At 44.4% G+C, this 20952-nt stretch carries 15 protein-coding genes; 10 read left to right on the forward strand and 5 right to left on the reverse strand.

Annotated elements, in window-relative coordinates:
• Window positions 1-104: 104 nt before the first annotated feature.
• The 5 genes from AC1VOR_RS15060 to AC1VOR_RS15080 form a co-directional block, all read right to left on the reverse strand.
• Window positions 105-1619: a response regulator gene (locus AC1VOR_RS15060; RefSeq protein ID WP_482618826.1), complete on the reverse strand. Its 1515-nt coding sequence runs from the start codon at window positions 1617-1619 to the stop codon at window positions 105-107.
• Window positions 1620-1641: 22 nt separating this feature from the next.
• On the reverse strand, window positions 1642-3426 hold the full coding sequence (locus AC1VOR_RS15065; protein ID WP_482618828.1) for a cache domain-containing sensor histidine kinase: 1785 nt from the start codon (window positions 3424-3426) through the stop codon (window positions 1642-1644).
• Window positions 3423-4256, reverse strand: a complete 834-nt coding sequence (locus AC1VOR_RS15070; protein ID WP_482618831.1) for a carbohydrate ABC transporter permease — start codon at window positions 4254-4256, stop codon at window positions 3423-3425. Before AC1VOR_RS15070 ends, AC1VOR_RS15065 begins: the two co-directional genes overlap by 4 nt.
• Window positions 4253-5149, reverse strand: coding sequence for a carbohydrate ABC transporter permease (locus AC1VOR_RS15075; protein ID WP_482618833.1), 897 nt, complete (start codon window positions 5147-5149; stop codon window positions 4253-4255). The genes AC1VOR_RS15070 and AC1VOR_RS15075 overlap by 4 nt, the downstream gene beginning before the upstream one ends.
• 139 nt (window positions 5150-5288) lie before the next feature.
• Window positions 5289-6620 (reverse strand): ABC transporter substrate-binding protein, encoded by a 1332-nt coding sequence (locus AC1VOR_RS15080; RefSeq protein ID WP_482618835.1) that lies wholly within the window; start codon window positions 6618-6620, stop codon window positions 5289-5291.
• A 222-nt stretch (window positions 6621-6842) separates the two neighbouring features.
• Here AC1VOR_RS15080 and AC1VOR_RS15085 point away from each other — a divergent pair, with 222 nt between their 5' ends.
• The 10 genes from AC1VOR_RS15085 (at window position 6843) to AC1VOR_RS15130 (ending at window position 20902) form a co-directional block, all read left to right on the forward strand.
• Window positions 6843-9389, forward strand: a complete 2547-nt coding sequence (locus AC1VOR_RS15085; RefSeq protein ID WP_482618907.1) for a beta-mannosidase — start codon at window positions 6843-6845, stop codon at window positions 9387-9389.
• Window positions 9390-9540: 151 nt separating this feature from the next.
• Window positions 9541-11469: an LTA synthase family protein gene (locus AC1VOR_RS15090; protein WP_482618909.1), complete on the forward strand. Its 1929-nt coding sequence runs from the start codon at window positions 9541-9543 to the stop codon at window positions 11467-11469.
• A gap of 396 nt (window positions 11470-11865) precedes the next feature.
• Window positions 11866-12729 carry an ROK family protein gene (locus AC1VOR_RS15095; RefSeq protein ID WP_482618837.1) on the forward strand — a complete coding sequence of 288 codons (864 nt, stop codon included), beginning with the start codon at window positions 11866-11868 and terminating at the stop codon, window positions 12727-12729.
• A 36-nt stretch (window positions 12730-12765) separates the two neighbouring features.
• A complete protein-coding gene (locus AC1VOR_RS15100) occupies window positions 12766-14142 on the forward strand; it encodes a PTS transporter subunit EIIC (protein WP_482618839.1) in 1377 nt (458 codons plus the stop codon).
• Window positions 14143-14265: 123 nt separating this feature from the next.
• Window positions 14266-15006, forward strand: a complete 741-nt coding sequence (locus AC1VOR_RS15105) for a hypothetical protein (RefSeq protein ID WP_482618841.1) — start codon at window positions 14266-14268, stop codon at window positions 15004-15006.
• A gap of 10 nt (window positions 15007-15016) precedes the next feature.
• Entirely contained in the window at window positions 15017-16429 is a 1413-nt protein-coding gene (locus tag AC1VOR_RS15110; protein WP_482618842.1) for a sulfatase family protein, read from the forward strand.
• A gap of 32 nt (window positions 16430-16461) precedes the next feature.
• Window positions 16462-17577, forward strand: coding sequence for an anaerobic sulfatase maturase (locus AC1VOR_RS15115; protein WP_482618844.1), 1116 nt, complete (start codon window positions 16462-16464; stop codon window positions 17575-17577).
• Window positions 17574-18350, forward strand: a complete 777-nt coding sequence (locus tag AC1VOR_RS15120; protein WP_482618845.1) for a sulfite exporter TauE/SafE family protein — start codon at window positions 17574-17576, stop codon at window positions 18348-18350. The genes AC1VOR_RS15115 and AC1VOR_RS15120 overlap by 4 nt, the downstream gene beginning before the upstream one ends.
• 49 nt (window positions 18351-18399) lie before the next feature.
• Window positions 18400-19905: a sucrose-6-phosphate hydrolase gene (locus AC1VOR_RS15125; protein ID WP_482618847.1), complete on the forward strand. Its 1506-nt coding sequence runs from the start codon at window positions 18400-18402 to the stop codon at window positions 19903-19905.
• Between the two features lie 13 nt (window positions 19906-19918).
• The gene (locus AC1VOR_RS15130; RefSeq protein WP_482618849.1) at window positions 19919-20902 is read left to right on the forward strand and encodes a LacI family DNA-binding transcriptional regulator; all 984 of its coding nucleotides are present in this window, start codon (window positions 19919-19921) and stop codon (window positions 20900-20902) included.
• The last annotated feature ends 50 nt before the right edge of the window (window positions 20903-20952 follow it).

A 20952-nucleotide genomic window follows, 5' to 3' on the forward strand; every position in this document is an offset into this window, starting at 1 on the left:
AAACCCCTTTCATGAATGCGTAGATGATAGACTTTCGCCATCATCATACTATGATTCACGGAGGAATATCATTATTTTTTTGCATGTGACAGGAAGATATGGATTTATCGGGAAATTCGTTTGTACTCGTTGGGGGTGACACCAACTATACGCTTGAACAGCTTGTTGAAGTAAGCGGGGTCAGGGTAACCCACCTTGCTGCCGATCTCATGAACCTTCAGGCTACAGGATTCACGTAATAAAAGCTTGGCTTGATTAATCCTTATCTCGATTAAATAATCCGTAATGGTCATCCCGGTCTCCGCCTTGAACAGCTTGCTCAGATAAGTGGGGGTGAGGAATACTAGCCCGGCTAATTGGCTGAGCTCCGCTGGCTCATGATAGTGCTCGGCAATCCAGCGTTTGACGGTCTCAACCGATTTCCCGGCTTGCTCCAGACGAGTGCGGCGAATCCTTCCTAAGATACGAATGAATTCCGAGATAAACAGCGTCTGCATTTCATCAAATCGGAGGGAGGCGCTAAGCGCATCTAGTATTCTTCTTGGGGCAGATAATTCGCTATATTGGCTCCATTCCTGAACCTCGGCGGCAGCCGTATCCAGAACGAGGCGGCATAGAAGGACAATGGTCTTCTGGGACAGCCTCTGTTCTCGGGACAACGCCAATAGGTGCTGCAAACAGGCTTCGATCTGCGAGAGCTCCAGAATTTGCAGCTTCTGAATCAGCTCTTCCCGGCTATGGGCGAACAACGCCGTAGCTTCTGCTTCCCCATGGCCTGCTGTACGCTCATCTGCGGCTCCATAATGGTGATAGCTCCAGTCCGCTTCATCGTAGATGCCAAGCTCGCAGGCCTGCAGGGCTTCATGATACGCCTGGCTCAGCAGAGCGGGCTGTTGGTAGCCTGGGCTTGTTCCAACGAGCAGCCTGCTGCCTAGTAGCATTCCTTGCCATTGATGAGCTATATCCCATAGCTGCTTCTCCTCAGGCATTTCCGCAGAGTAGCCAATAAGAGCAACTACTTGCTCCCCGGTCTCCACCAGGTCCCAGCTCCGGAACAAACGGCCCGGTAGCTGCTCCAGCGCATTGTGCAATGGCTCGATTGTGGTGCCCTTCAAGGCGAATACGACAAAATAGGGCCATGGCAACGTTAGCTCTGGCAGCTTCGAGCATAGCTCGGGCTCATTATTGAGAAAGGAGAGCAGCAGCCCTTGTCGTAGACGCTGAGCCTGATGATGTCCAGCCTCCCTCTCCTCCTCCAGCTTGTGCAGCAAGGTGAATAGCTGCTTTTTATTAATCGGCTTTAGCAAATAATCTACCGCCGAATAACGCAGCGCTTGCCTGGCATATTCAAAGTCGGTAAAACCGCTCATCAGCAGGCAACGGATACCTTGGTATAGAGTCCTGATCTGCCCGATTAGCTCCAGCCCATCAACGATCGGCATACGGATATCGGTAATGACAACATCGACCTCGATATCTTGAAGCTGCAAGCGGTCCAGTAGTTCCTGACCGTTGGCGAATAAGCCGGTAACGACAAACTGCTCGCTCTCTTTGCCGACGATTCTTCCCAAGCCCTCCCGAATCGAAGCTTCATCATCCACGATGGCAATATGCAGCAAGGGTAATCCCTCCTTTTCAAGGCTAACTATTCAAGTTGGACAAATCAGCGATTCGTAGCGTCACGGTGGTGCCTTCCCCTGGCCTGCTGCTGACCGTCAGGCTTGAACGAGGTCCGTAGTGAAGACGAATTCGTTCATGAACATTGCGCAGGCCGATCCCGAACTTATCGGTCTTCCCATCCTTGAGGCTGTGCTGCAGGTCTTCCAGCCGTTCCGTTGTCATTCCAATGCCATCATCATGAATCGTGAAGACGGCATCCCGATGCTCTCGCCAGGCACGAATGGTGATTGTTCCTGCACCTTCGCACTTCTCCAGACCATGGAAGACGGCGTTCTCCACGATCGGCTGGAACACCAGCTTGATGATAGACAGGGGAGCGAAGTCGACCGGAATATGGAAATTGAAGTTAAATTTGCCCGGGAACCGAATCTGGAGCAGCAATAAATAATTGCGAACATGATCAATCTCCTGGCCGATAGTGGAGCGTTCGTCAGCGCTGCGAGTGATGCTGTACCGTAGCAGGAGACCGAGTAGGTAGGTTAAGTCGGCAACCTGATCATCATCGTTCAGTTCGGCCAGCATGCGAATTGACTCCAGTGTATTATATATAAAATGCGGATTGATCTGGTTTTGCAGGGCCAGCATATCCGCCTGTTGTTTGCTTTTTTCCGTTTGGGCCACCTCTTCAAGCAACTCTCTGATGCGGGAGATCATGCGATTGAAGTGACTGCCCAGCATACCAATTTCGTCATTATATTTAACTTGAACGGCGACATCCAGCTTGCCGCGCTGCACTTGCTTCATCAATTGGACGGTGGTCTTTAGCGGCTTGGTCAGTGCATAGGACAGGATGATGGACACCAGCAGGCCGAGCAAAATAATCGACAATGACGTAATCATCAGCTTGTCGCGGTTCTGCTTCATGGGTGCCAGCAACTCAGTTGAGGGGATATAGACCAGTGTCTTCCAGCCAGTATGTATTGATGCGGTGTACACGGCGATGTAGGGAACCCCGTCTATATCCAGCTCGAAGCTGCCTCGTTCCCCGGTTACTCCGGTGAGCCAGGGGCTCGCGCTCAGATTACCTTCCCACCTGGAGGAGGCGCTGCTATATACGACATCGCCCTCCTCGTCGATAATCAGGGCATCGCCATGGGTAACAGCCCCCAGCGGCGCAACAATATCTTCCAGCAAGCTGCTGTCGACATCGATGGCGATCAATCCGATATGGCTCAGTGTGCTGGTAGACTGAACTGCGCGAACAACCGTAAATACCTGTCGCTCTTCCGTATCATTGGCGCGGATCAGGTGTGTGCCCGACAGCACGGGCGCAGAGCCGGACTGCCGGGTCAGGTTCTTCCACTGTGTAATGCGGGTCTCCGGGTACAACACGTTAATGCCGGACCTGCGGTAATAGAAGACGGTATCATAGCGATCCACCAGATAGGTGGACAGAATCTCTTCCTTGGTGTTGTTCACGTACATCAGGAACATATCCATCGTCGTGTTTTTATCCCAATCGGTTCCTTGCTGATCCAGATATTTCTGCACATCTTTATTATACAGCGGGAGCAGGGTATAGCGCTTGAGGTCGGCAATGTACCGGTCTACCTTATCCATGGCATTGTCCGTCATCAGATTGGCGGCATCCGTCGTGCTGCCTAGCACCAATTCAAAGCTGGACCGATAGGAGCTATAGCTGAAATAGGTGATGGGTAACGAGATCAGGAAGACGAAAATAATGACCAGCTTCTTCTGCATCGACAGGTTGGCAAAGGGTAGCCACAATTTTCGCCAGAGCTTCATTTTACAGCCCCGCTGGTGACGCCCTCAAAGATATACTTCTGCAAGAAGAAGTAGAGGATGACGGTAGGCAGCAGAATTAACAAAATAGCCGCACTGATCAGGTTCCAATCCGCCACGTTGACCCCTTGGAAGCGCATGAGTACCGTAGTCACCACGCCCAGGCTTTGCTTTGGCATATAGAGATAGGGCGTGTACATATCATTATAGATGCTGATCGTTTTCAAAATAATCAAGGTGGCCGTTGCTGGCGTCAGGAGTGGGAAAATAATCGAGCGATAAATGCGGAACAATGATGCACCTTCCACCATGGCGTTCTCGTCGAGATCGACGGGGATATTGCGAATGAATTGCAGGTACAGGATGATCTGAATGACATCGGCCCCGATATACAAGATGATGGGCGCGCCAAGCGTGTTGTATAGGCCCAGCGATTTGATTACACCGAAGGTGGCAACCTGAGTGGTGATACTGGGAATGACTGTAGCGAACAGATAGAGGGCGAACACCACTTTTTTCAGCTTGAAAGAGAAGCGCCCCAGCACGTAAGCCACCATGGTGCCAAACAGGATGTTAAATAGGAGTGAGACACAGATGATGATCAGGGTGTTGCCGAATCCGCTGAGCAATCCACCCCGCTCGAATACGATGCGAAAATTCTCGAAGTTGAAGAAGCTTCGTGGCAGCGCCATGGTACTTGCGGTGTTGAATTCCTCACCCGATTTGAACGAGTTAACAATGACGACATAAGGAGGGAAGAGTACGACAAATACCCCGATCAGCAGTGTCAGATATTTGAGGCCATCCATTAGCGAAAGCTTACGCGTGTTCATTTGCTGTTCCCTCCCCGGCTAAGTACAAATTGTTGCAAACCTACGACGGCAATGACAAACAGCAGCAAAATAATGCTCATAGCCGAGGCCAGCCCGTAATGGCTATAAGCAAAGGCCGTGTCGATGACCCGCTGAACGTAGGTCTGGCTGGCCCCGGCGGGTCCGCCCTTGGTCAACACAAACGGCAGGTCGAAGACCTCCAGTGCCCCCGTCACCGTGAGGAACAGGTTCAGTTGAATGACCGGCTTCATATTTGGCAAGGTGATGCGCCAGAAGGTTTGCGGGCCATTTGCTCCGTCGATACGAGCAGCTTCGTAGATGTCCTTCGGTATGGCTTGCAGCGCGGCAATATAGATGACCATGTTATAGCCCATGAACCGCCATAAGCCGGTAGAGGCCAGCGAATAGTTCACCAGCCCGGCCGTTCCGAGCCAACTGGTCTCGCCGAGCTTGTTCAGGCCGATACTTTGCAGGAACAGATTAAGTGAACCTTGGGTGGTGTCGAACACGTAGCCAAACATAAAGGCCACTGCGACAGCATTCATAATATAGGGCAGGAACAGCAGTAGCCGAAAGCCATTGCGCCCGCGCAAGCGGCCGTTCAGAATAACCGCGAAATAGATAGCGATGATATTTTGCAGAATGCCCATGACAAAATAAGCAAAGTTATGGGTGAACACGCCGAAGATATCTGGATTGGAGAACACCTCTTTGTAATTAGCGAGGCCGACCCAGGGCTTCTCCGGACTATACCCGTCCCAGTCGGTGAAGCTGAACATGACCAGCTTGGCGGCGGGATAATAGGTGAATAGCAGAAGCAGGGTAAGTGGCACCAACAGGAAGGAGATGATAATCCAATTCTTCTGCATCTTGTAGGACAGGGTTCCAAACATGTGATTCCCTCTTTTCTACAAAATGGATTATCGACGGGGCGATAACCCATTTTGTTCCTTAGCTGCTTACTGGGGCGTGCTTGCTGTTCTCAAGCTCTCAGTCACATCTTGTTAGCACGCCTTCCAGCAGCAATACATTTTAGTAGCCTAGCTCACCCTTGGCCTTGGCCCAGGCTTTGTTCCATTTATCGAGTACGGTTTGCGGGTCTTTGGCCAGTACAAATTCCTGTGCAATGGCAGGGAGGTCGATTTGTGCCTTGTTGCGAATTTCGATGACCTTCGTATCATCCGGCACGCCCTCTTGCAGGTCTACGCCGGTAGCCTGGAATTCAGCCAACTGGGTCAGCTTGGATTCACGACCCTCCAGTGGTGAGATGAAGCCGGCAAAATCTTCGTAACCTGAATCCTCCAGCATCCATTTCAGGAAGGCCTTTGTGGCATCCAGATTTTTGCTGTCTTTATTGACGGCATAGAAGAAGTCGGGGTTGAAGGCGGCCCGCACATCCCCTGAATTATCGAAGGGAAGCGGGAAGAAGCCGATATTGTCCGATTCCGCGCCTACGCCGATAACCTGATTAATGACCCAGTTGCCGAGAAAATACATGGCCATTTTTCCGTTCGCCAGGTCTTTCTTCGACTGTTCCCAGTTGGTAGAGTTAATGTCCTTCTCCAGGTAGCCCTGATCAGCCAGCTCTTTGAGCAGGGACATCGCTTTGCCGTAGCCGTTATCCATGGTAAATGGAGTATCCGTATTAATGATTTCATTGGAGAAGTCCTTGTTATTCTCAATGACCCGAGGCATATCGTACACCCAACTGCCAAGCGGCCATTTGTCCTTGAAGTTGGAGGATAGCGGGATGACGCCCTGTTGCTTCAGCTTCTCACAGGCCGCGAGGAATTCATCCCAAGTCTTCGGCAGCTCTGTAATGCCGGCGTCGGCAAAGGCTTGCTTGTTGTAAACAATCCCAGAGGTGGAATTGCCCGTCGTGATGCCGTAGAGCTTGCCTTCATAGGCCTTGAAGTCCTTAAAGGTAATCTCTGCACTTAGGCCCAGATCGTCAAGCGGTGCAAAATACTTCGGCAGATCGGAGTTAGGAATGTCCGGCACGAACATCAGATCAGGAAGCTCGCCACTCGCCATACGCACTTTCGCTTGTTGGTTATAATCGGTTTGGCTGGCCTCGAATTCGATCTGGATGTCAGGGTATTCTGCGTTGAAACGCTTGACGTATTCGTCATACTCCTTGCCGATCATATCTGTCCGGTTCGTCAGGAACGTGACCTTGCCGCTTGGCTTGCCAGCCGCATCTCCACCTGAATCTTGCCCGGTGGCAGCGCCGTTGCCGCTGGTATTACCGTTGTTAGCAGCAGCGTCATTGTTGCCTGGACTATTGCTTCCTCCACCGCAGCCTGCCAGCACGGCAGTTAGTGCAAAACTGCAAACAAACGCAATGAGAGCCTTCTTTTTCAAACCGAGTCACCCCTTATCATAAATATTTGTTAGCGCTTACATTTATAGTCTATCGCCTTAACCTGCACATAGAAATGGACTGAAATGTCATTTATTGTCTCGCCTTGCCTTCTTTATGAATTCGTCAATTTGTTTTCTAGAAAGTAATAACAAAATTATAACAAAAACTAACGGATGTGTTCTATAATGAATCATATCTTAATCAACAGAGATGGAGGACTTATGACCAACCACCGCTATTTGCTGACTGACTGGAGATTTAGAGCATCTGATGAGACAAAGTGGAACCCGGCCAAGGTACCTGGCACAGTTCATACTGATCTGCTGCATCATGGCCTGATTCCTGACCCGTTCTATGCGACGCATGAGCATGATTTACAGTGGATTGATAAGAAGGATTGGATATATGAAACGACGTTTGAGTATGATTCGGCTTGGTCTGCCATGCCACGGGTTGAGTTAGTATTTGACGGTCTGGACACTTATGCTGACGTATCCATTAATGGTGTACATGTATTGTCCGCTGACAATATGTTCCGCGCCTGGCGCGTGGAGGTTAAGCCACTGCTGCAACCGGGAGCCAATACGCTGCAAGTCCACTTCCGTTCTCCGATTCAGGAGGATTTACCGAAGCTTGCGCGGCTGGGCTACGCTCTCCCGGCATCCAATGACCAATCCGAGCTTGGGGGACTAGGAGAACAACGAGTTAGTATTTTCGCTCGCAAAGCGCCTTATCACTATGGCTGGGATTGGGGACCTCGCTTTGTCACCAGCGGGATCTGGCGCGAGGCGCGTATTGAGGCGTGGGAGGGTCCGGTTATCCGTGATTTCCACATTCGCCAGGATCGGGTAGATGCTTCCTTGGCAGGGTTGACTGCCGTGCTGGAGGTAGAAGCCGAGGAAAGCTGGCAGGGAACGTTGCGGTTGACTACAGGCAAATTGACCTGGGAACGTAAAGTGGTCCTTACTGCGGGAACGCAGGAGGTGACACTCAGTGCGGCCATCGAGCAGCCTGAATTATGGTGGTGCCGAGGGCTGGGCAAGCAAGCCATGTATAGCTTCCAGGCGGAGTTGCTGGGCCAGGATCAAGCTGTTGCTACGTCCGCCAAGGTGAAGACGGGATTACGTACTATCAAGTTGGTTCGGGAGCAAGATGAGGCTGGGGCTACCTTCCACTTCGAGCTAAACGGTGTTCCGGTCTTTGCTAAGGGAGCCAATCATATTCCCAATGATAGCTTCATTACGGAGGTAACCGCCGAACGCTACCGCCACGAGATTGCTTCGGCAGCGGAGAGCGGGATGAACATGCTGCGGGTATGGGGCGGCGGATTTTATGAAGAAGAAATCTTCTACGACTTGTGCGATGAGTATGGCCTGCTCGTGTGGCAGGATTTTATGTTCGCATGCAGCATGTATCCGGGAGACGAGGCATTTCTGGGTAGCATTGCCCTGGAGGCGGAGTACAACATCAAGCGGCTGCGTCGCCACCCGTCCCTGGCCTTGTGGTGCGGTAATAATGAGATTGACTCGGCTTGGGCTCATTATATTGAGAATGTCGGCTGGGGCTGGAAGCAGGACTACACGCAGGAGCAGCGCGAGCAACTCTGGTCCGACTATGAAGCGGTGTTCCACAAGATTTTGCCGGAGGCGGTGCAGCGGCTCGCAGATGGAGTCGATTATTGGCCTTCGTCTCCGTTGCGTCGTTTGACGGGAGACAGCGATCAGCATGCTTACCAGCCATCAGGAGAAGGAGATGTTCATTATTGGGGAGTATGGCATTCGGTCGAGCCCTTTTCGAACTATGACATACGAATCGGACGGTTCATGAGCGAATACGGCTTCCAATCCTTCCCGGAGCTGGACACCGTGATGAAATACGCTCCCGAAAGCGAATTAGCGCTGGAATCCGAGATTATGCTGGCCCATCAAAAGAATGCGCGAGGCAATCAGTTAATCAAGGAATATATGGACTTGTATTTGCCGACACCCAAGGATTTTAAATCTTTCCTGTATATGAGTCAGGTGCTTCAGGCCGAGGCCATTCGCACGGCAATTGAGGCACATCGGCACAATAAGCCTTATTGTATGGGGACTTTATATTGGCAAATGAATGACTGCTGGCCGGTAGCCTCCTGGGCGGGCATGGATTATTACGGACGCTGGAAGGCGCTGCAATATACGGTTCGCCGCAGCTTCCGCGAGGTTATGTTGACGATTCGCGAATCCGAAGGTGGACCCGTTACGATGCAAGTAGTATCCGATCTTCGGGAGCCGCTGCAAGGAACGCTTCGGTTATCGCTCTATGACATACGCGGTGGATTGCTGAAGGCGGATACGGTGGATGTAGTCATCGGAGCCGATGCCGTCACCGAGGTGGCGGCGTTGGACCGAGAAGTATGGCTGGCAGGCTGTGATCCGCATCAGGTGGTGCTCTATTCCGTATTGGAAGTGGCCGGGATCGTGCTGGATAGCAAGCCACATTACTTCGTAACCGCCAAGGAGCAGCCGATATGTCCTGCTTCCATCTCTGTGCAGGAGGAGCCGGGTAGCGGGGGCAGCCGCTATACCTTGTCCAGTGATGTGTTGGCACGTCAGGTCTGGATTTCTGCCGAAGAAGAAGGCATTTTCTCAGATAACTATTTTGATCTGATTCCAGGCGTTCCCGTAACTGTTGAATTCCGGCGGCGTGGAGGAGCAGACAGCCAGGAGGCCTTTGTGATCGGGCATCCCGGGAAGCTGACCGTACGCTCCATGGCTGATTTTGTCTAAAAGTGTGGTGGGTACTGCGTTGACATGACTTACCGCAGTACGCCTGGGCTCGCCCCTAAATGGACTCTGAATTTTACCGTGCTATAATAAACAAATAGAAAATCATGAAGTTTGTAAAACACGGGAAATACAGAGAAATGAGATGGGGAACATGCTTACGATCAGCCGATATAAATTTATAGAAACCTTCGTGCTGCTGGGTGCGAAGTTGTTATTACTACGAACCTTTTTTTATGGCGGTATCGCCGTTCAGGGATTGCCTGCGGAATGGTTGTCCGTGTTGGCACTGTTATGCCTGGTAGAACTGGTTACTCCCGCTCGGGGCAAATGGGGCGTATATTTGGTCTTCAATCTGGTGATGTCGATGGTCTTCTTCGCAGCCACGGTATATTTTTCCTATTTCGGGACTGTGCCGACCTATGCCGTGTTAAGCGGAATTCATCAGGTGCCCGAGGTTAAGGCCAGTGTAGCTTCCTTATTGCGGCCCGAGCAGTTCCTTTACTTTGTAGACCTGCCAGTGCTGGTAGCCATAAGAATTGTGCAGAGACTTCGGCGTCGTGGCCGAGGGGATAGGGTCGTCGGACTGCGTTCGGTGCAGGGCTTAAGCTTCCGGACGGACCGGCCGCGGAAGGGCTTGTGGCGGAAGGTCGCGATTCTGTCTATTATGGTGGTCTGCCTGCTGCTATCCAGCCTCTATATTCGTACCGGCAAAGGAATCGATAACGAACTGGTTCGTGCGGAAAATGTCGGCTTCTTCAACTTCCAGGTAGATGCGGCTATTCGCAATCAGGAAGAAGAGCGGATGATTGCTGCGGGTAATCTTCAGGAGACGGTTCTTAAAATTCAGCAATTGCAAAAAGGCTACCCTTACCAGTCGACGCCGGGACAGGGCTCTCCCTATTTCGGCGCCGCCGAGGGCATGAACGTTATCGTCGTACAGTTGGAATCGTTCCAGAACTTCCCGATTCATTTGCAAGTAGATGGTCAGGAGGTGACGCCTGTCCTGAACCAGTTGGCCCAGGGCGGGTTCTACTTCCCGCAGGTCTATCAGCAGATCGGTCCGGGGAATACGTCGGATGCCGAGTTTATGTCGAACACATCGATCTATCCAACGGCGACCGCAGCCATGTCGACCAGCTTCGGCGACCGTGAGCTTCCCAGCCTGCCACGGCTGCTGCAAGCTCATGGCTATACGGCGAATACTTTTCATATCAATGACGTGACCTTCTGGGATCGGAATCGCTTGTATCCGGCGCTGAACTTCGACCAGTATTACGACAAGCCCTCATACACCAATGATCATTTCAATGATTTCGGAGCCTCGGACGAGGAAATGTACCGGGTGGGTATAGAGAAGTTGGCTGAGCTTAGGGCCCAGTCCAAGCCTTTTTACGCCCAGTTTGTCACGACATCCAGCCATAATCCGTTTATCGTGCCCGAGGATCAACGCCATATCAAGCTCCCCGCCGACTTGGAGGGGACGATGCTTGGCAACTACATCACGGCCATTAATTATACGGACTATGCCATCGGTACGTTGATTGAACGTTTGAAGGAAGCCGGGATGTGGGATAACACCATGCTGGTGTTCTACGGCGACCATTTTGGCTTGCAGGAGAAGGATGTACCCGCTGCGGAGATTCAGGAGAAGCTGGGAATCGCTTATGATGAACGAATCAGCCGGTTTAACATTCCTTTGCTTATTCACGTTCCCGGTCAAACGATAGGTGAAGTATCGCCTCGTACCGGAGGGCAGGTGGATATTTTGCCGACTATCACGGGCTTGCTGGGGATATCACTGGATGATGAGGGCTTTGTCGCTCTGGGACAGGACTTATTGAGCGTTGACCGCAATGTGATCGGGATGCGCTACTACCTGCCAACGGGCTCGTTCTTCAACGACGAGGTGATGTTTGTGCCAGGAGCGGGCTTTGATGATGGCACGGCCGTCTCGCTGGATAACCTGCAACCCGTGACAGACCTGGAGCCTTATCGCGGTGACTATGAATATATTACGGAACTGATGCGTCTCTCCGATGAGTACGTCAAGCTGCTGCCGAAGCGAGCGTCCGATCATTAAAAAATATAATTAGTTAAGACACCTTCAAGGATATCTCCATGCTGTAAGTATGGGGACAGCCATGGGGGTGTTTTTGCATTGGATGACAGGAGATACCCCGAGAGAAACTTCAAACGGTATATTACATACTTTCTATAAATTGATAAACGTAAAGCAATAAAATATTTATCAAAATTACTTGTATAAACTTAATTACATAGTATTTAAAAATATTTAAATGCATTTTATTCATAAAATTGCTAAACGCTTGACAATATATTTTGGTCATGATATTTTTGTGATGCAGAATATTGAATGCGCAATCATTACTTTGCTTAAATGAAATATTAATAGTGCTTTTCGAAATTGGCGACTGACTGATTATTTACATGAGCATAGCCAAGGGGAGTTGATAAATTGTATGGAAGTATAGAGGCCGGTGGGACAAAGTTTGTTTGTTCAGTTGGAGATGAGAAGCTGAAGATTATAGACGAGGTTTCTATTAGAACGACTACACCGGATGAAACGATGAATTTAGTAACCGCTTTCTTTAATCCATATAGTGCAAGGTTGAAGGGGATGGGTATTGGGTCCTTTGGTCCAATAGATATTGACAAGAAATCACGAACATATGGTTTTATTACTTCAACTCCTAAACTGGCCTGGAAGAATTTTGATTTTCTTGGTTATATCAGAAGGGTTTATGATGTTCCTATTCTTTGGACTACAGATGTAAATGCAGCATGTTACGGGGAGTTTATTGCAGGTCACGGTCACGGAAAAGCTAGTGTTGCATATTTCACAATAGGTACTGGCGTTGGTGGAAGCATCCTTCAAAACGGAAAATTTGTTGAAGGGTTTAGCCATCCTGAAATGGGTCATATGCTAATCAGCAAGCATCCTGAAGACGAATTTGAAGGTTGTTGCCCCTTCCACAATAACTGTCTTGAAGGTATGGCATCTGGAAGTGCTATAGAACAAAGGTTGGGAACGAAAGGGCAGAACATAAAAGAGGACGACCCTTTCTGGGATATAGAAGCAAGCTATATAGCTCAATGTGCATATAACGCCACCGTATTATTTTCTCCAGAAATTATTATTTTTGGGGGAGGAGTTATGAAAAAAGAGAAAATGGTGCAGAAAGTAAGAAACGAGTTTACTAATCTGCTAGCAGAATACGTAAAGACACCAGACATCTCTTCTTATATTGTTACACCAAAGCTTAAAGATAAGGCGGGTACGATAGGATGCCTTGCTTTGGCCAAAAAATCTGGTTTGTAATTATTTAGTAACTGACAATTTTATTGAGGTGAAGAGATGAAATACGAAAAAACCATTAATGATTTATTTGAAGCAGTTGGTGGCAAAGATAACATTAAAGATTACCAACACTGTGCCACAAGACTAAGAATAATTTTAAAAGATGATGCTCTTTTAGATAAAGAAAAGTCCCAAGAAATACCGGAATGTAAAGGATATTTCTTTAATACAGGACAACATCAATTTATTTTTGGTACTGGTCTGGTTAATAAGGTTTACGAAGAAATGCAACAAGTATTAGGGGATCAAAAGTTAAGTGAGTCTGATAAGAAAGCAGAAATATCAAATAGGCTTAATCCGGTGCAAAATTTCCTGAGAACTTTGTCAGATGTGTTAGTACCATTAATTCCTGCATTGGTGACAACTGGACTCCTTATGGGTTTAAAAGGACTATTATTACAGCTAGGGGTCAATCTAAACGGAACTTTGTTGTCATTATTTGAGATGCTTACGGATACCGCATTTACTTTTTTACCCGTCTTAGTGGTATATAGTTCTACCAAAAAATTTGGAGGCAATCCAATCATCGGTATCGTTGTTGGGTTAATGATGGTCGCACCACAATTACCTAATGCGTATGCCTTTGCTAAGGGCGCCGTAGACCCGCTTGAATTATTTGGAATTGCGATTGTAGGCTATCAAGGTTCAATTATTCCTTCTATCGCGGCCGGCTACATTATTTCGAAGCTAGAGAAAAAGTTGAGACAAGTTATTCCTCAAATGATGGATTTAATAGTAACCCCATTTGTAACTATTGTCGTTACCATCACGGTTATGTTATTAATTTTTGGTCCCCTTCTAAGATTACTCGAAAATGGCATTATCTCTGGATGTGTGATGTTATTAGATGCTCCCCTGGGGATAGGATATATACTATTTGGTGGACTTCATCAATTACTGACGATTACTGGCTTGCATCATTCACTAAATATAGTGCAGATTGGTCTTTTAAGTGAATTCGGAAGTAACCCTATTCAAACCTTGGCAACCGCAAGTATGGCTGGACAGTTTGGTGCAGCTATTGGTACAGCATTTTTAATGAAGAACAAGAGGAAGAAAGCAAATGCAATCTCAGCTTCAATGCCTACTTTCTTCGGAATTACAGAGCCATTATTGTTTGGGGTAACGATTAAAGATATGAGAGTGTTTGCATCAGGGATGATTGGTGGAGCAGCAGGTGGGGCAATTGCCTATCTATTTGGTCTAAAAGCAACGGGAATGGGAATCACTTTCCTGCCAGGATTATTGCTTTATACAAATAGTTTATTCTCCATTATACAATACTTGGTTGTTATTCTAGTGGCTTTTGCAATTGGGTTTATCCTGGTCAGAGTACAATCGAAAAGCATTTCAGCTAATACCAATATCAATTAATTTCGGTTGGACCGGGATAACTTAATAGTATGTTTTATTAGTTATTTAGTGCAGACAAGATATAGACGAATAAAGTAATCTTTTCGTTCTATATCTTGTTTATATAGAAAGGGAGTGAGTGTTGTGGAAGCTAAACTTCATTGGACTTTTAATTACATTAAGAATCAAGAGCAAGGTGTTGATTTTCAAAAAATGTTTATTGATACATTGAATAAAAAAAAGGATGTTTCAGATAAAGATGTAAAGTATTTAATTATGCCAAATTTCAGATATAACCATCAAGACCCCAGGATTCTAACTACAAATGAGTTGGATTTAGGGGGAATTTCTATATCTTCAGATTCTTTTAATGATGAAATGGTATTGAAAATTAATGGCTATGACAGTACATCGGGTGGAGAATTTGCTACTAACCTATATCTGGATAACCAATACAGGTTACATGGTGAATGGAATTCTCAAATCAAGATGTATAATTCAAACAAAAAATGCATATATAGAGGCTGTTTGGTTGAAAATAAATTAAATATTTTTTTGAAAAGTGAAGATTCTGATGAGATAGAAGTATATTCTGATTTTTGCGAAGAGCCGTTGATTCATTTTTACCAAATAGTAAATAACATAGATGAATTTATATCATTGAACCATAAGTTTACGATGATTAGTGAAGAGAATCGCATTGTAAAAAACGCTTCATTAAATTACTTTGAAAAAAGCTACATCTCATATAATGGTAATTTAGTTGAGATTGACGGTTATGTTATTCATGGCCAAGGTATGGCTCCGTATTATATCTGGATTAGTGCTATTGAAAAAAAAGTACTGATCTTTACTACAACTTTAACAACATACGTGTTGAAGTAAGGAGAATATAATGAAGAAAAATATACTCTTCCTAAGTGTAGACGAATTGTCATATGACTCTATATATGAAGAAAATACAGAACTAGTAACACCTAATATAGATGAGATTTTAAATCATGGGATTAGCTTTGAAAATTCATATTGTACTGATCCTGTCTGTTGTCCCTCAAGAGCTTCATGGGCAACTGGTTTGTATAGTAGTGAGCATGGGGTAGCATTTAACGATGGAGAAATCCATGACGATTTGCTAGACATTGGAGAGGTACTATCCGCCCAAGGATATAACACTTATCATGCTGGTAAATGGCACGTATTAGGGCGAGATTTAGATCGAGGTTTTACTACATTGTACCATGGGCAAAGAGAGATCCCTGCTGGGGGTGCTGAGTTTTATGACAAGTACACTACATTAAATGCTATGAATTTTCTTAATCAGTATAATGAACCGGAACCATTTTACTTACAAGTTAACTTGATTAATCCTCATGATATTTGCGAATATCTTCATTCTTTTGAAGATTTGGATAAGGGCATCAAAAATGTAGTTGAAGTGGGCTTGCTAAAAGAAGAAGATTTACCACCCTTGCCCTCAAACTTTGCATTTGATCCTTCTGAGACCATAGCGCAGATTGTTCTTCGAAGAACAGATGACTGCTTGCTTCATAACAAAATAAAAAAAGCAACAAACCAGTGGTCTGAAATGGACTGGCGGAGTTATATATGGCATTATTATCGTCTTGTAGAAAAAGTAGACTTAGAGATAGGCTTAATTATTAAAGCTTTGAAAAATTCGAAATTTCTAGATAATACGATTGTTATTTTCACTTCGGATCATGGAGAATCCTGTGCAAACCACCAGATGTTCCAGAAATTCACTTTGTATCAGGAAAGTATTAAGGTACCTTTCTGTATCAGCTCATTTAGCAACCAAGTCAATATTCCCAAAGGAATCTTAGATAGCTCATGTTATGTATCAGGTGTGGATTTAGTAAAAACAATTTGTGATATTGCTGACATTGAGCCGCCTACAAATATACATGGGAAAAGCGTTATGAAATATATTGAAGATGATGTTCTTGAAGAAGAATACCGATATGCTTATGTCGAATCAAATTACTTTACCCGTTCAATTATAGCTGATGGAATGAAATATATAATGGAATATCAACCTGTAAGGGATTCATTGAAACCAGTAAATCACATTAACAATGAAATTGGTAAAGAACAAGTCTTTGACCTTATAAACGATCCCAAGGAAACAAAAAATATTGGACCTGAACATATGGACATTATCTTAGCGTTTAGGGAGAGACTATACCATATTGAAGAGACCCTAAATCAAAGGCCTGTCCATAATGATAAGGGAAAAAATACAGTCGAAAAATGGTCTAATAAAATTGCGGATTATTTTGATCGCATCTAGAGTAGTATGCACTTCAAGTAGGAGGTCAAAAAATGAAGCATCTCTCAGTATTAATTAAACCGGCATCATCGTTGTGCAATATTCGCTGTAAATATTGCTTCTATGAGAACGTAAGTTCGATACGGGAAACTCCGAACCATGGCAAAATGAAACAAGCTACAACAGACAAAATGATTGAGAATATTTTTGTTGATTTGCAAGACGGAGATCGGTTGACACTTGCTTTTCAGGGTGGGGAACCTACGTTAGCGGGGCTTGAATATTTTCAGAACATGGTATCTGTAGTGTCGAATCAGACAAAAAAAATAAAAATTCACTATGCTCTCCAAACGAATGGTTTATTAATTAACGAAGAGTGGTGCGATTTTCTAAAGGAAAATAACTTTCTAGTGGGCTTATCAATAGATGGACACCCATTTTACCATGACCAGAATCGTGTCGATCCTAAGGGTAGAGGTACTTTTCATAAAGTAATGCAAACCAAACAACTGTTTGATCAATATAAAGTTGAGTACAATGTTTTGTGCGTCTTAACTGATGAATTGGCCAAAGAACCGGAAGAAGTTTTCCGTTTTGTGAAAGAAGAAGGTATTCGCTATGTGCAATTCATTCCTTGTTTAGACGACCTGGACAAGAAGAATGAAAGTAATTATGCCTTGGCACCACAGCAATTTCATAGTTTCTACAGTAAGATGTTGGATTGTTGGTTGGAAGAATTAAGACATGGTAATTATATTAGCATCAAATTATTTGATGATATTGCCAACTTACTTGTTCGTAAGCGGGTAACTGCATGTGGAATGTTGGGAAACTGTACGGTCCAATATGTCATTGAATCAGATGGAAGTGTTTATCCTTGTGATTTTTATGCTATTGATAAATTCCGGATGGGGAATATTCAAGATCATACGTTAAAAGAACTTTTTGAAAAAGAAGTATCCAGGGAGTTTGTATGTTCCCGGACAAAATTACCGGATAAATGTTTGACTTGTTCCTTTCATAACATTTGCCGGGGTGGCTGTAAACGAATGCAAGATGCAATGTATGTAGATGAGCAGAACAATTTTTGTGGTTATCAATCTTTGCTGCAACAGTTTATTCCCCAGTTGGAGGAGATGATTAACTTACTGCGGAAGGTAGCAAGTTGATAGAACTTATCTACGCATTGGTCACTATTTTAGCTAATACAGTTGGTTCTATCTCGGGTATGGGTGGGGGAATTATTATCAAGCCTATATTCGATTTCATTGGAGTCCACTCTGTGGCAGCAGTATCTTTTTATTCAGCGGTTGCAGTATTTACCATGTCTATTGTTTCTACCTCACGTCAAGTTAAAAATGGAGTAAAGCTTAACTGGGTAGTTGTCACATGGATTTCTTTTGGGTCCTTTTGGGGAGGCATACTGGGAAATGTAGTATTTGAAGCCCTTTTGAACCTGCTTGAGAAAGAGACAGAAGTTCAATTAATACAAATTTGTGTTACCATCCTTACATTATTATTTGCGTTTTTATATACAAAATATGGATATCTTAAATACAACTTAAATCATATTGGTTGGTTCTTAACTTGTGGGTTAGTTCTAGGTTTTTTTGCAAGTCTATTAGGCATAGGTGGCGGTCCTATTAATGTTTCATTAATGATGCTTATGTTCTCAATACCGATTAAGGAAGCAACAGTGTATTCAATAAGTACCATTTTCTTTTCGCAGTTAGCTAAATTAATTACAATTTTTCTAACTACAGGGTTTGAAAGATATGATTTGGCGGTACTCTTCTTCATTATACCTTCAGCTATTATCGGGGGATATTTAGGTGAAAAAGTGAGTAGAATTCTCTCATCTGAGAAGGTGACGTTGGTATATCAAGGAGTAATACTATTAGTTATAGCTATCAATATTTATAATGGATTGATACTTTTATAACTGAAGACGAGACTATTGATTTGTTTAGCATGTTAGCTGGAGGAGAATTATGGAGTCAATAACTAATTGGACAAGAGAAATCAGAAATTTACCATACTCAGCTTGGAATGAGAACTATATCGGGAACTTAAAAAAAAGAGTTGATGCTTCTATATGGAGGCTTAATTATCATATACAACCTGTAACTGGATTATTAAATGATCCTAATGGATTTTCCCTTTTTAATAATGAATTTCACTTGTTTTACCAATCTTATCCTATGGGTCCGGTTCATGGTATAAAATCCTGGCATCATATGAAATCTTCAAATCTTGTTGATTGGAAAGATTTGGGTCCCTGTATTCTTCCGGATCAAGATTTTGATAAGAATGGTGTTTATTCTGGTTCGGCGGTTCCTATTAATGAAGAGGAGCTTTTTATTGCTTACACAGGGAATGTTCGGAATGAAGATTGGAAACGTAGCTCTTATCAAATTGGGGCAGTTTTAAATAAAGATAACGTATTGAAGAAATGGGATGCTCCTCTTATTAAAAGTCCCCCGGCCGGATACACACAAGAATTCCGTGATCCCCAGATTATTAAATATGAAGATAAGTATTGGATGATTATTGGAGCTCAGAGTGAAGGGCAGACAGGGGGGATTTTAGTATACACCAGTTTGGATTTGGTAGGTTGGGAGCTAAAGGGAGAATTAACTTTTGGAACTAATAATGAATTAGGCTTTATGATTGAGTGTCCTAATTTGGTTTTTTACGACCAAAAACCAATTCTTCTCTTTTGTCCCCAGGGACTGGATAAAAAAATTATGGATTACCATAATATCTATCCAAACTGCTATGTTATTGGGGAATCATTTGATACGGAAAATCTTACTCTTATTGGAACATCAGAACTCCAAAATTTTGATAAGGGCTTTGACGTATATGCCACCCAAGCGTTTAATGCCCCGGATGGCCGTATCTTAAGCGTGAGCTGGATTGGATTGCCAGAAATAACCTATCCTACTGCTGTAGACGGTTGGATGCACTGTTTGAGTATAGTCAAAGAATTAACAATAGAAAATAACAAATTACACCAACGGCCCGTAGACGAAATGAAGCAACTACGAGAGTCACATATTAAGATTGATCATAATTGTAGCGAATTACAAAAATGGATAGAGAATAATGATAACTCCTATGAGTTAATGCTAAACATCAGTAAAGGAAGTAAAGGGAAGTTGTATTTATTTGCAGACGAGAATATGGAGCACTATTTGGAGATAGACTTTGATACTGAACATGGTACAATAATTGTTGATCGTACTCATAGTGGAGTTCCATTTGGGACACAGTTTGGTGCAGTTCGTCAAGTTGAATTGCAAAAAAATGCTTCTATAAAACTGAATATTTTTGTTGATAAATGTGTTTGTGAAATCTTTGTCAATGACGGGTTAGAGGTATTAACGACGGCAGTCTTTCCCAAAGAAGATGAAACTCAATTATTTATAAAAGCAAATGAATGCAACATTTCGGGAGATTATTGGTCATTACGATCTACCATTGATAGTAATTAGGAGCGGGTATCATATGGCTATAAAACTAACCGACGTAGCAAAAAGGGCAGGCGTCTCTCCGACCACTGTCTCACGAGTGATAAATAATTATGGTTCACTAAGTCAAAAGACTATTGATAAAGTCAACAATGCTATGATCGAGTTGAATTATCATCCTAATTCTTTAGCCAGATCATTGCAGGGCAAAAACAGCTTTTTGATTGGGTTGATCTTCCCGACTATTTCCCATCCGTTCTTTGGTGAGCTTGTGATGAAGATTGAATCCAGGCTTTATGAAAAAGGATATAAGGCGATTATTTGCAATAGTGAAAATAATAAAGAAAAGGAAAGAAATTATATTAACATGCTCGCAGCAAATCAAGTTGATGGAATCATTGCTGGAGCCCACAACTTGGGAATTAAGGAGTATGAAAATATTGATCTTCCCATTGTTTCTTTTGATCGTTATTTAGCAGAGGGTATCCCCATTGTTGGAAGTGATAACTATCGAGGGGGATACTTAGCTACTGAAAATCTCTATTTGCGTGGTGGAAGAAAAATAGCCATTTTGACAGGGAGCAATGAATCATCTTCTCCCACCAATGATCGGTTGAGAGGATATAAAGATTTTATGAGTAAAGTCAATCTGGATTTGAATGTGTTCACGTTTAACTCAAACATACAATCAATAACCCTTAAAACATTGGAAATAAAAAGTATCATAGAAGAACAAGACATTGACAGTATTTTTTGTACCGATGATATGACAGCGATACTGGTATATAATATCTGTCAGAAATTAAATATAAAAATACCTGAGCAGTTAAAATTAATTGGGTACGATGGAACCAAGTACGTACAGAATTTTTTCCCCCAATTAACCACGATTGCTCAGCCTTTTTCAGACTTTGCGGATTTGCTAGTAGATTTGGTTATACAGAGAGTAAATGATTCTTCAAAGAAATTCGAAAAAAATTATGTGCTGCCTATAAAATTAATTCAGGGCGAAACGACTTAAGCATTAAGAAACTTATTATGAGACTTAAAACGAGGGATTGTCCCTACAAG

Source organism: Paenibacillus sp. 1SOY10 (assembly GCF_056836745.1).